Below are 12,047 nucleotides of genomic sequence, written 5' to 3'. Positions count from 1 at the left end.
CATCGGTGGGTTGCCGGCGATACCTTCGGGCAACCGATGCCCGCTGACCCGATTGCCTTGGAGGCCGGCGGAACCCGGTTCCTCACCAACGCATTTCGGGCTTCAGGTGCGCTGGACCCGGACAACCGGGTAGCCAGGATCACCACGTTCTGTGAGGTCGATGGCGGCAGCACCGGACGCAAAGTTCTGCTGTCCATCGAGTATGACAAGCCCGAGCCACGACTCCACACCGACTTGTTCATCAAGTTCTCCCGCGATCTCGACAATCCGACCCGGGATCGCGGTAAGACGCAGATGGACTCCGAGGTTCGGTTCGCCGAGCTGTCCCGTACGCCCGCCTTTCCCATCGCGGTACCTCAAGTGCTGTTCGCCGACTATGAACGACAGACCGGCACGGGGATATTGATCACCGAACGAATTCAGTTCGACAGCAACGGGATCGAGAACCAATATCGCAAGTGCCTCGACTACGAAATGCCCGAACCTCTCGAACATTATCGGGCGCTGTTGACCGCTCTGGCCCGCCTTTCCGGGACGCATCGATCCGGACGGTTGCCCCCGAACCTGACCTCGCAATTTCCGCTCGATGTCCAGGCCGCGACGGTGGGGGAGCGGCCCGACCTCGCGGTGGAGAAGTTGGCCCGCAGGCTGAACGAACTGGCCGCACTCGCCGAGAAGCAGCCCGGGTTGCTACCCGCAAACGTGACCGAGCCAGATTTCTTGGCGCTGCTGCGCGACGACGTGCCCCGAGTCGCCCGGCACGACCATGCGGTAGGGCGCTTGTTGGCAAGCGATTCCGACTACATCGGACTGTGCCACTGGAACGCCAACGTGGACAATGCCTGGTTCTGGCGGGACAGCGCAGGAATGCTCTGCTGCGGCCTGCTGGACTGGGGTTGTGTCAGCCAGATGAACCTGGGCATGGCGATCTGGGGGGCGATGTCAGGCGCCGAAACCGACATGTGGAACCGGCATCTCGACGACCTGCTGGACTGTTTCGTCACCGTATTTCGCGACTCCGGAGGGCCGCAGCTAGACCCGGATCGCTTGCGCCGGTACCTACTGCTCTACGCGGCAATGATGGGGGTGGCTTGGCTGCTGGATGTGCCCGCGCTGATCCGTAGGCGATTCGGCGCCGACACGCCCAGCGACCGCACAGACCCTCGGATCAAGAATGACGAAAGTCTGCGGGCGCCGCTGCAGATGTTGTCGAACGTGCTCAACCTGTGGCAGCAGCACCGCATCGGCGATCTGCTTGATGCCGCCCTCGACAGCCGGTCGGCCTGACTGAATCCGGCCGGGTCTGGTCACCGGTGCGACTGGCGGGAATAATGCCCGACAGCCCGAATTAACCTGCGATGAAGGACATTCCACCCGCGGCGAACTGGCGCTTAAGCACTCCGGAACGGCTACGCAACCGAAGGGGAACGCAAGATGAACACCGCTCATGCTGTGCGCCGGATCATCGTCCGGATAGTGCTTTCGAGTGCTGTTTCGGTGGCCGCTCTGGGTACGGCTGCGGGCACCGCGCAGGCCCATCCAGGTCCGGTGCGCACGGTCTGCGATCCTCGTTGCCACGGCGTCTGGTGTCCGGGCGACCCGCTGCCCACGTCCACCGTGTCCATCGGTTGGAGCATGGAGACCTGTCACGAGTATCACGAAGCCGAAAGCGGCGCCATCGAGGATGGTCCCCTTCCCGCTGATGTGGTCAGGTGTACACCCTTTTCCTACCTCTGCCCGGACGGCTCGACCGGCGAGCCAGCCGGCCCCGGGTTCTAGCCTCCCAGCGTGGTCAACATCCCGCTTGCGGCCCGATGCCAGGTGAACATCTCGGCGCGGTGTCGGGCACTAAAGCGCCGGTCACGCTCCGGTCGGCCCACGACATCGCGGACCGCATCGGCGATGGCCATCGGATCGTTGTCGGCCAGCGCCCCACTGTCCGCCGTGATGATCTCGGTCATGGCCGAGGTCCGGGAGACCACGGCCGGCGTGCCACACGCCAAAGATTCCAGCGCAGCCAACCCGAAGGTCTCGTGTGGCCCCGGTGCCAGCGCGATGTCGGCAGAAGCCAGCAACCCGGCCACAATGTGCCGGTTGGCAATGAATCCGGTGAAGTCGATCGGCAGTCGGGCAGCTTGGCGCTCCAGCCTGGCCCGCAATGGGCCCTCGCCGACCACGACCAATCGGGCGTCGATCCCGGCGTCACACAGTGCGGCAAGCGCATCAATGCTGCGGTCGGCTCGCTTTTCCACTGACAGTCGGCCGCAATGGACCAACAGGATCTGTGCCGGTGTGGCGAACTTGCGCCGCAGGTCCGGACAATGTCGACGGGGATGAAACGTCTGCAGGTCGACACCGAGTGGAACGGTCACAGTGTTGGTCGCGCCGATGCGGTCGAATTCTTCGCGAGCGAATTCGGTGGTACAGACCACGGTGTCGTAGTTGGCGGCGGTGCGCCGATTCGCGAAGTCGGCAAATTTTCGTGCGGTTGGACGCGGGAGCACCTGTCCGGCAAGGCGGTCGAGGCGTTCATGGGAAATCATCACGGTGGTGGCGCCGTGATCGCGTCCCCAGTGGCCGAGCGACCGGAGGGTGAGCCGGTCGGAGACCTCCAACGCGTCGGGCCGCAGGGCGGCCAGCAGGGCGCGCACCGGGCCGGGCAATATCGCCCGATAGCCTCCGGTCAGCGGAAGTAGTCTGGCAGACAGCGTGATTCGCACGACGCCGGTGTCCAAAACGCTCCGTTGCGGCCGTGACCCGGGGACGACGAGAAAGACCTCATGGCCGTTGGAACAGTACTCCGCGCCCAGTCGGTCGACCGCCGTCCGCAGCCCACCGGATCGGGGCCCGTAGAAGTTGGCGACCTGAACTACCCGCATACCGTGAGGTAAACGGGCGCTCATGTGCGGTCAACGAGCGCAGGCCGACGCCTGCCTGAATTGTGTGTGAACTCCGGCTCAGGCGGACGGCGAGCCGGCCAGTTGGCGGCCGCCGCGCCACATCGGCAGGCCTGCCTGCATGCCCAGCGCGATCGAGATCATCGAAACCACCGTTACCGCAACGGCTGCGCCGACGTTGGCGTTGACCAGTTGGGTCACACCGATCAGGCCGAGGGATCCCGGGACCAACAGCCAGAATCCGGGCAGCAGCATCGCCAGCGCGGGCGGCGAGTTGGGTCGCTGTGCCACCGCCACGGCGAACAGCATGAGGGCCAGCCCGCCACCGAATCCGCTTGCGTACGTGCCGAACAACGCATTCGCACCGACCTGGCCGGCGTAGGTGACCAGCAGGGTGATCACCAGCCAGGGCAGAAATCGGTTGGGCGGGCCGAGATAGAGCAGGATGCCGAATTCGTACAGAGCCACGCCGGCCCACGGTGCCCACGCGCCGAATTTGTTGAGCTGCACAGCGTTTAACTCACCGGAACTGACGTGCAGGATTTGTGCGGCGATCAGAATGCCGAATGTCAACTGCGCGAGTCGCATAAACCCGGCCACCAGGCGAGCGGTGCCCGAAACCACCTCTCGGGTGGTTAAGTCTATGACTGCCATGGTGATTGCGGCGCCGGGTAGGAACAGCGCAAGCGGTGCGGTGAGATCCCGCAGACTGTCGTCGCCGATGTGCCATAGGCGTTTCAGGCTGAAGGCGGTGAATGCCACCAGGAAGGCGCTGACCACGGGAAGCATCTGCGCGGCACCACTGCTGATTCGACCGATCAGGTTCAAAATGCCGACCACCACCCCAAAACCGGCGGCCGCCAGCATCGCTACCGGCGTGGGTTGCAATATCAGCGCAAACGCCGTGCTCTGGATCGCGTAACCGAGGACGCTGACCCAGGACCTGAATCGCGGCTGCAACGCATAGATGCGGTCCAGTTCGGCCAATCCGTCGTGGGCATCGATCCGGCCTTCCTCTGCGTCGGCGACCAGAGTCGCCAATGGGAACGCCTGGTCGTAGCGCAGGTCACTGTCGGAACGCACCACCCGCACCGGGGTACCCGCCGCGTGATCGAAGCCGCCGAACTGGATGAAATTGGGCAGCAGCAGTACCTGACTGGTGAGGCCGTACCGGTCTGAAACCCGTTCCAGAGTGCGTCGAATCATGGCGATCGGGTAGCTGGTAGCCACCATCGCTCCGCCCAGCCGAGCTACGAAGTCGACGGCCAGCGGATCGAGAGGCGCGGCGGGCTGCTGTTCGGACATTCCTTGGTTTCCTCCGAAGCTCAGCTGGGCTTCTTGAGGTGCGGCCCCAACATCTGCTGCCACGCCCTGGACATGTTCTGGAATTCCTCCTCGCAATTGCCCGCGCGGTCTTCCGGCAGGTCGCCGGACGAAACAATAGAGGCATTGGCCGCCGGATCGGACCCATAGATCCAGCACTCCCAGTTGTACATTCGGGTGATGTCCATCGAATGGCCATCCCAGAACGGGAGTTCGTTGGCGTCGCCGGCCTCCTTGGCGCCGAGCTTCCAGTCCTGTGCGGTGTTCATCGCGATGCGGACGCCGTTGGGATAGGGCTTCCCGTCGGCGCCCGGGGCAAGCAACTCGAAGGCGGACAGTTGGTCGGCCACATCTTCCTCGCGCCCGGTGAAGGCGAGCTGGTAGATGGCCAGGGTGGCATGACCTAGTTCGTGATAGAAGCCCGAGATCGTCGCATCGACGGCGGCGATCACCGGGTCCGGGTTGCCGGAGTTGGCGAACCGTTGTTGGCTCTGCTGGATGTCCTCGTAACAGAGTTGGATCTCGTTGGCGTTGGGATCCCAGTAGTCGTTCGCTTCACCACATTGCTTACCGACGGCCGCAACATCGTGCGGCAGATTGAGCGTGTCGTTGACGTGCTGGGCCACGCTCTCGAGGAGCTTTGCGTCCACCATCAACTGTCGGCCGCTTTGCGCCTCCGGTGTCTGCGCACTCTCGTAGCGGAAGGTCATCTTTCCTGCGGCCGCGGGCTCGTTCGTGGGGTCCTCGTTCGTGGGGTCACCGTGTGAAGTCCCCGTCGGTCGCTCGCCCGCCCGCGGTCGGTCGTTGGATTGGTTGCTCTTGGACCCGCCGCACCCGGCGGATATCAGCATTGCCGCGCATGCCGCGGCAACAACAACTGGCTTGATCAATGTGCCAGCCCCCTTCGATTGCACGACGCGCTCCGCGTTAAGCCGTGCCTTGACTCTCAATGCCGACGGTCTGCCCAGGACCTTTGTGAACGGTACGACACTCGGCAGGCGGAAACGGCCCGTTGCTGTCAGCCCGCCGCCAGCGCGGCGAAAATCAAGGTGCCGTAGGTCGCCATCCGGTCCGAACCCAATATGCCGGGCCCCATCCTGTTCATGACGTAGGAGATCGTGGTGCGGCGGTCCGGACATATCAACACCATCGAGCCGCCCCATCCACCCCAGAAACAAATCTTCTCGTCCGGAACGTAGGGGAGCGCCTCATTCTTGGCCAGCGCATACCCGACGCCCCATCGGACCGGGGCGGGCAGCACCTGGTCGAACCCGTTGGCCTGTTCGGAGAAGATCAGTTCGATGGTGTCCGGTTTGAGTAACTGCACCCCACGAGCGCTGCCGCCCAATGATATTGCCGACAGAATTGTCGCCAGTGAGCGTGAGTTTCCATGGCCGTTGAGCGCGCCGAGGTCGGCCTCACGCCAGGCCGGTGTATTGGCGGCGTCGGCATTGGGAGGTGGGCCGCTGAATGTCTTGCGCATGGGACTGTCCGCAGGAAGCAGATCCAGCGGCTATTCGAGTGGCGGGGGACCGATGATCTCGGCGATGCGGTGGTAGTCACCGGGTCGGGCGCCGATCTGGAAGTCGGCGCCCAGTGGCGCGGCGATTTCATCGTGGACGAAATCCTTGAGCGAACTCCCGGTGACACGCCGAACGATCTCGCCGATCAGGTGTCCCTGGTTGTGCGCGTGATAACCCGACCCGGCCCCTGGTTTCCACCACGGGGCCTGGGCAGCCAGCAGAGCTGTCGACCTCTCCCAGTCGTACATGTCCTCGGTGGTGAACGGTAAGTCCCAGCCCGACACACCCGACGTATGCGACAAGATGTGACGAAATTCGATGTCCTGCTTGCCATTTGCGGCGAACTCCGGCCAGTACCTGGCCACCGGCGACGTGAGATCGACCAGACCGCGGTCGACGAGCATCAAGCCTGCCAGGCTCGTGACGGTCTTGGTGGAGGACCACACGTTGACAATGGTGTCCTCGGCCCAAGCCGTCGTGCGCGCGGCGTCGGTGTGGCCCGCCCAGATGTCCACCGCTCGGTCACCGTCGACGTCGATCGTGATGCAGGCGCCCACCTCCTCGCCGGCGTCGACGTTGTCGGCGAGGGCCGCCCGGACCGCGTCGAAGGCCGGGTCGCAATGTCCATGAACCTCGTTGTCCATTTGTCTGCTCCTTCGTCTATAGGCCCTTTTTGATTGCGTCGTCCTGCCGCTGGCCGACATCGGCGACGAAATCGGGCGGTGCGGGTGCCTGAGCGGGTCCGTCGAAAACGAGCTCGACGAATGCCCGCCCTTCGGTGAACAACAACACCGTCACCCCCTTATCCCCGTTCGGTGAGGGGCCGGAGACAGTGGTGCCGCCCGAGCCGATCGCGATCGGGTCGGGAACGCCGTGCACCGTCCCGTCCAGCGCACCTTTCCGCTTGTCCAGCGCGCTTGCCGCAGCGGGCGGATCTGCCAGGATCTCGATGGTGTCGTAGATGACGTGAGTGCGATCTTGGTTGCTGAACGACGTGGTCACACCCACCCGGCCGTCCGGGTTGGTGATGGGCGTGCCGGCGGTGAAGACTTCCGGCGCCCGGATATCAGCAGCCGGGATCAGGAGGCGGGTGTAGTCGGCGGGTGCGGCCGGGCTTGAACTGGTCTGGCTGACGCTGCCGGTCGATGTGGCCGCCTTCGAACCCGATGCCGGTGTCGTAGGCGGCTTACTGCCGCCGCAGCCAACGGCCGCGGCACCGACGGTCGCGACCGTGGTCAGGACGAGGGCAAACTGGGATGATCGCCGCACTGCACAACGCTCCTTTGCTCCGCAACCAGGGGTTCTTAGGAACACTAGGACCTCGGAAGCAATGACTCTGCGCTGGTGGTGACAAAACGCGAGTAGCGAACGCCCTGCGCGCAGAGTCAGCGCCTTCCCGGGTTTGACCATCACGACCCGCCGCGCCGGAGCCCACCGGATAATCAATATCGGTTGTCAGGGCAGGATGATTGAATGAGCCCTCTCGGGCTGGGGTTGCGCCACGGTGTCGAATGAGAAGGTGATACGTAAGGTGTTGGGATCGGACTACGGCGTGATATCTGCAGCATGGCGCAGTTGAGGCTGGCGCGGTGATCGCCCGATTCATCTATCGATTCGCATTGGTGATCGTCGGAATCTGGGCCTTGCTGGCTGTCGCCGGCAACAGTCTCGCTCCGCCACTCGAGCAGGTCGTCGCCAACGAGGATCAACCCTTCCTGCCGGCCGGAACCGCGACTTCGCTTGCGGTGCAACGGTCGGCGGCCGCTTTTTCCCAAAACCGCACCGACAACGTCGCCTACCTGGTCCTCGACCGTGACGGGGCGCTTACCGATCAGGATCGCGCATACTACGACCAACTGGTCACCGCCCTGCGAGCAGACTCGCAGCACGTCTTCGCCGTCATCGACTGGTGGCAGGTACCGGCGACCGCGGACGCGGCGCAGAGCGACGACAACCATGTCGTCACGGCCGCCGTCCGCCTGTCGGGCATGGTCGGCACCTCTGAAGCCGCCGATTCAATCGTTGCGACGCGCAGCATCGCGTCGAGCAAGCCGCCCCCGGATGGGTTGCACGTCTACATCACCGGCCCTGGCGCCACCATCATGGATGAGTTTGCGGCGATAGACCGGCAGATGCAGGTGATCACGGCAACTACGTTCGGGGTGCTGCTGATTCTGTTGTTGCTCGTCTACCGATCGCTGATCACCGCGATGGTGCCCCTGGTGTCAGTGATGATGGCGCTGGCCGTGGTCAAACCGGTCATTTCCGACCTCGCCGCCAGGGAACTGATCGGTATCTCGCTGTTCTCCATCGCAGTAAGTGTTGCGGTGACACTCGGTGCCGGCACTGGCTTTGCGATCTTCCTGATCGGGCGATATCACGAGCGGCGAAGACAAAACATCGCCCCGCTTGATGCCTTGGTCGACGCGTATCGCGGTGTCGCGCCGGCGATCGTCGGCACGACTCTCATCGTTGTCGCTCCCCTGGGCGCCGTGGGTTGGCTCAGCCTCGCGCGGATCAGTCTGTTCGCGACGACCGGCGTGCTGGTTGCGATCGGTGTGCTGGCCGTCGGGTTATCTGCCTTGACACTGACGCCGGCGCTGATGGCACTGGCCAGCCGTGCCGATCTACTGAAGCCGCCCCGGATCAAGACGGTGCGCCGCCGCTGGCGGCGTATCGGTACCCAGGTGGCACGCTGGCCGGCTCCGATCCTGGTAGGCAGTGGAGTGTTTGTGTTGATCTTGATGATCAGCCTCCCCGGCGTGCCGATGAGCTGGGACGAGAGCGCGACGACGTCACCCAATACCGAGGCCAACCAGGGCTATCGCGCCGTCGACGCACACTTTCCGCCGAATCAACTGTTCCCGGCCGTCATCACGATCGAGACCAGGCACGACCTCCGCAACCCGGCCGGTTTAAAAGCGATCCAGCAAGTCACGGGCGCGATCATGGCGATCTCGGGCGTTCGTCTGGTGCAGTCCGCGAGCCACCCCGGTGGCATGGTCTCCAAACAGGCCGCGTTGAGCGTCACCGGCGGCAATATCGGTGATCGGCTCGACGAATTCTCTGATGAGATCACCGCCAAAGAGGACGCAATCCCGAAGCTCGACCTCGCCATACATGACCTTGTCGACGGGCTCGATCTGATTCAGTCCGGCATGCAAGCGGGCCCCTACGCCATCGGCGGAGTGAGTCTCGCGGTAAACGTCACGCACGCGGCAATCGATAAAGTGCGGGCCCGGGCCGCGGATGTTGCCGAGATCTTCGATCCGTTGCGCAGCTACGCCAACGCAATTGCCGACTGCCCGACAACTCCGGTATGTGCGGGGGCTCAGGAAGCTGTGCAGTGGGCAACTGCGGTTGTCAGTGGCTCCAACAAGCTGGTCGACTCTGCCGAGCAACTGGCCAAATCGACGGCGGACGCTGCCGCGGGAACCGACGCGGCCGGCCTGCCGCTGTTGATACTCGCCGTCCGCGGACAGTTGGACCAGGTGCGCGGGCAGGCTTCGAATGTGCGAGGACTGATGGCCAACGCTCGACCGGTGCCGGCAAATGAGCTCCCCGACTATCTGCACAAGCTCGCCGCTGTCTCGCAGGGCAGTCCCGGGGTGGACCTCTACGCGTCCCGAAAGATCCTGACCGACCCGGCCATGCGCCCGACGCAGGATTACTTCTTCTCGCCAAGTGGACAGTCCACCAGGATCCTCGTCTACGGGAAGGGGAACGAATGGGGCAACGACGGTGCCGTGCGCGCTCGTGCCGTCCAAGCGGCGATAGCCGACGTCGCCAAGGACAGCACCTTGAAACCCATGGCGGTGGATCTCACCGGTGTTGGACCAGCCACCCGCGATCTGCAGGACATCGTCGGTGGTGACCTGACCCTGATGGGGGTGATTACCCTCTCGGTCATCCTGGTCATCGCCGCGATGCTGTTGCGAAGTCCGATCGCCGGTTTTGTCGTCCTGGCCACCATCGCTATTTCCTATGTCGCGGCACTCGGTGCCAGCGTCCTCATCTGGCATCGCCTACTGCACCAGGAATTGCATTGGTCGGTGCCGCCGATCGCGTTCGTGTCGATGGTCGGTGTCGCCTCGGCGGGCAATCTGCTGTTTGCGTCACGCGTCCGCGAGGAACTTCCAGCGGGAATGCGCACCAGCATCATTCGGACCTTTGCGGCGACCGGCGTGGTTGTTGCCGCGGGCGGCATCGTCGTAGGGATCACCATGCTTGCGCTCGCCACGAGCAGAGTCCTCAGCGTGGCGCAGATCGGTGTCACCGTCGGCTTGGGTCTGTTGCTCAACTCGCTGTTGGTGCGGGCCTTCGTGCTACCGGCGCTAATGGTTCAGCTGGAACGGTGGTTGTGGTGGTCGCGCCGGACGGTTATCGAAAAAGTAGAATTCGAGTACGTGGCTGATTGAGTTGTGGCCCAAGGCTTTCCAGCGACGGACAAGTTCAACGCGCGAGGTCAGATGAACGACGGTGACTTGTTCGCGGGACGCAGTGCGGTAGTGGTCGGCGGTAGCCGCGGCATTGGGCGCGCCATTGCCGAACTCCTCTGCAGCTTGGGTGTCGCAGTGGTGGTCAACGGCCGCGATGGTGATGCCGTCAAGAGCACCGTCGACTCGCTCACTGCATCGGGCGCACGTGCTGAAGGAGTTCCCGGCCCAGCCAACGACGAGCGGATCGCCACGACGTTGATCGAGGCTTGCACGGATTCATTTGGTCGGTTGGACATCCTGATCAACTGCGCCGGAGTCGCCGAACCGCCGGGCTCCTCGATTCTGCGCATCTCGCCGGCTGAATTCGACAGCCTGATCGGTGCGCACCTCGGCACCGTGTTTCACACCTGCCGGGCCGCGGCGCCGGTCATGGTGGCCCAGGGCCACGGCACGATAATCAACACCAGCTCTGTCGCCTTCCTCGGCGACTACGGCGGTACCGGATATCCCGCAGGCAAAGGCGCCGTCAATGGGCTCACGATGGCGATAGCCGCCGAGCTGAAGGCCGACGGCGTGCGCGCCAACGTGGTGTGCCCAGGCGCAAAGACACGGATATCCACCGGCCAGGACTACGAACAGCAGATCAAGGACCTACACCGCCGTGGATTGCTCGATGAGATGACGATGCATGCATCACTGGACGCCCCGCCGACTGAATTCGTCGCTCCGCTCTATGCCTATCTGGCCAGTGACCTCGCGCGCGAGGTCACTGGCCAGATCCTGGTTGCCGCAGGCGGATTCGTTGGCCGTTTCAACCGGTCGACGCCGAAGTTGCTGGGGTACCGCGACCACAACACCAGCGCCCCGTGGTCGGTAGCCGAATTACATACGATGATCAGCGGTTAGTTATCCGACTAGTGTGAAAACCGCGATCAATATGCCGTAGCAGCCAATCAACACAGCCGCGCCGGTGAGGCTGATCCGGCCTGCAGCGCCGTCGATGGGGTCGAGCCAGCGCCGGAATGGGCGAGACACGGTCGGGACCAGAAACCATTGCATCAGAGTCACACTGACGACATTGCCCACGAAAACGGCTGGCGCATGAGCGATTCCGAGACGATCGAGCGCCGGAGCCAGCGACTTTGACAGCAAAATCACGCTGGGGTACAAGCAGAGCACCACCATCATGGCTGACTTCCACGCGGGTGTGATCTTCGTCCGACCGCCGGCAATGCGGACCGTTGACCCGAACGGTGCACTGCGGGGTAGCTCGGCGAAATCATGCGTCAACTCATCTCGCATGCGCGGCAACGCTTGTTGGCGTTCCCTCGAATGAATCCATCCGGCGAGCTGATCGGCAGTGCGGAACCGAAGCACCGACAGCCACTGCCCGGAAAGATCGGCGGGAAGCAGTGCTGTCCCTTCAATTCCGGGAAACGGGGCGGTGACTTTCGTCAGATCAGATTGCGCCGCAATGAATTCTGCGTCTTTCCCGGGGGCCACACTGTGCAGGAAGATACCAACGCCCGGCGGTGGAAGTTCGTTGTCAAGGAGGACGAGATCTGATGCGGACCGCCAGAATCCGTGTGTCTCGCCGTCGGCAAGGATGGCTCGGCGTCGCGGACTGTCCAGCCAGGCGTGCAGCGACTCGGCGGTGTCGAAGCGCACCTCTACCGCCCAGTCGAGTTGACCACCGCTGTGCACCGCCTGGCGGGCGTTGACATATCCAGATGCTTGCCGGGCCGCAGCGCTGTATTCCGTCGCCCATCGATCGAACCCTTCAGGGTCGGGTGGCCGGTGGAAGAAAGTGATCACGCTGGCGCCAACAGTCATGTCAGTTGTCTACCATCGCGCCCTCGCCAAAC

At 63.7% G+C, this 12,047-nt stretch carries 9 protein-coding genes and 1 pseudogene; 4 read left to right on the top strand and 6 right to left on the bottom strand.

Annotated elements, in window-relative coordinates:
• Positions 1 to 36 precede the first annotated feature (36 nt).
• Positions 37 to 1,287: a hypothetical protein gene (locus ACZY1I_RS21080; protein WP_463756642.1), complete on the top strand. Its 1,251-nt coding sequence runs from the start codon at positions 37 to 39 to the stop codon at positions 1,285 to 1,287.
• Between the two features lie 147 nt (positions 1,288 to 1,434).
• Positions 1,435 to 1,779 (top strand): hypothetical protein, encoded by a 345-nt coding sequence (locus tag ACZY1I_RS21075; protein ID WP_463756640.1) that lies wholly within the window; start codon positions 1,435 to 1,437, stop codon positions 1,777 to 1,779.
• Here the strand turns inward: ACZY1I_RS21075 and ACZY1I_RS21070 are convergent.
• The 5 genes and pseudogenes from ACZY1I_RS21070 to ACZY1I_RS21050 all read right to left on the bottom strand — a co-directional run bounded on the left by ACZY1I_RS21070 (position 1,776) and on the right by ACZY1I_RS21050 (position 7,012).
• Positions 1,776 to 2,879: a glycosyltransferase gene (locus tag ACZY1I_RS21070; protein WP_463756638.1), complete on the bottom strand. Its 1,104-nt coding sequence runs from the start codon at positions 2,877 to 2,879 to the stop codon at positions 1,776 to 1,778. The two genes, ACZY1I_RS21075 and ACZY1I_RS21070, sit on opposite strands and share 4 nt — an antisense overlap.
• 78 nt (positions 2,880 to 2,957) lie before the next feature.
• Entirely contained in the window at positions 2,958 to 4,202 is a 1,245-nt protein-coding gene (locus tag ACZY1I_RS21065) for a threonine/serine exporter family protein (RefSeq protein ID WP_463756636.1), read from the bottom strand.
• A 20-nt stretch (positions 4,203 to 4,222) separates the two neighbouring features.
• Positions 4,223 to 4,930, bottom strand: coding sequence for a DUF4344 domain-containing metallopeptidase (locus tag ACZY1I_RS21060; RefSeq protein ID WP_463757150.1), 708 nt, complete (start codon positions 4,928 to 4,930; stop codon positions 4,223 to 4,225).
• 308 nt (positions 4,931 to 5,238) lie between these two features.
• Positions 5,239 to 6,387, bottom strand: a pseudogene (locus tag ACZY1I_RS21055) (serine hydrolase domain-containing protein).
• 16 nt (positions 6,388 to 6,403) lie between these two features.
• Positions 6,404 to 7,012, bottom strand: a complete 609-nt coding sequence (locus ACZY1I_RS21050; RefSeq protein WP_463756633.1) for a hypothetical protein — start codon at positions 7,010 to 7,012, stop codon at positions 6,404 to 6,406.
• 320 nt (positions 7,013 to 7,332) lie between these two features.
• Here ACZY1I_RS21050 and ACZY1I_RS21045 point away from each other — a divergent pair, with 320 nt between their 5' ends.
• Positions 7,333 to 10,161, top strand: a complete 2,829-nt coding sequence (locus ACZY1I_RS21045; protein ID WP_463756630.1) for an MMPL/RND family transporter — start codon at positions 7,333 to 7,335, stop codon at positions 10,159 to 10,161.
• A 51-nt stretch (positions 10,162 to 10,212) separates the two neighbouring features.
• On the top strand, positions 10,213 to 11,088 hold the full coding sequence (locus ACZY1I_RS21040; RefSeq protein ID WP_463756627.1) for an SDR family NAD(P)-dependent oxidoreductase: 876 nt from the start codon (positions 10,213 to 10,215) through the stop codon (positions 11,086 to 11,088).
• On the opposite strand, the gene ACZY1I_RS21035 is transcribed toward ACZY1I_RS21040, so the two are convergent.
• The gene (locus ACZY1I_RS21035; protein ID WP_463756625.1) at positions 11,089 to 12,015 is read right to left on the bottom strand and encodes an antibiotic biosynthesis monooxygenase; all 927 of its coding nucleotides are present in this window, start codon (positions 12,013 to 12,015) and stop codon (positions 11,089 to 11,091) included.
• Between the last annotated feature and the right edge of the window lie 32 nt (positions 12,016 to 12,047).

The organism is Mycobacterium sp. IDUB_37 (assembly GCF_055419245.1).
The sequence above is the reverse complement of the archived record's forward strand: the minus strand, read 5'-3'. Positions and strand labels throughout refer to the sequence as shown.

Bases quoted from the DNA above. Each gene is read 5' to 3' on its own strand.
- ACZY1I_RS21080 (WP_463756642.1), top strand. From the start codon at position 37: ATGCCCGCTGACCCGATTGCCTTGGAGGCCGGCGGAACCCGGTTCCTC.
- ACZY1I_RS21075 (WP_463756640.1), top strand. From the start codon at position 1,435: ATGAACACCGCTCATGCTGTGCGCCGGATCATCGTCCGGATAGTGCTT.
- ACZY1I_RS21070 (WP_463756638.1), bottom strand. From the start codon at position 2,879: ATGCGGGTAGTTCAGGTCGCCAACTTCTACGGGCCCCGATCCGGTGGG.
- ACZY1I_RS21065 (WP_463756636.1), bottom strand. From the start codon at position 4,202: ATGTCCGAACAGCAGCCCGCCGCGCCTCTCGATCCGCTGGCCGTCGAC.
- ACZY1I_RS21060 (WP_463757150.1), bottom strand. From the start codon at position 4,930: ATGACCTTCCGCTACGAGAGTGCGCAGACACCGGAGGCGCAAAGCGGC.
- ACZY1I_RS21040 (WP_463756627.1), top strand. From the start codon at position 10,213: ATGAACGACGGTGACTTGTTCGCGGGACGCAGTGCGGTAGTGGTCGGC.
- ACZY1I_RS21035 (WP_463756625.1), bottom strand. From the start codon at position 12,015: ATGACTGTTGGCGCCAGCGTGATCACTTTCTTCCACCGGCCACCCGAC.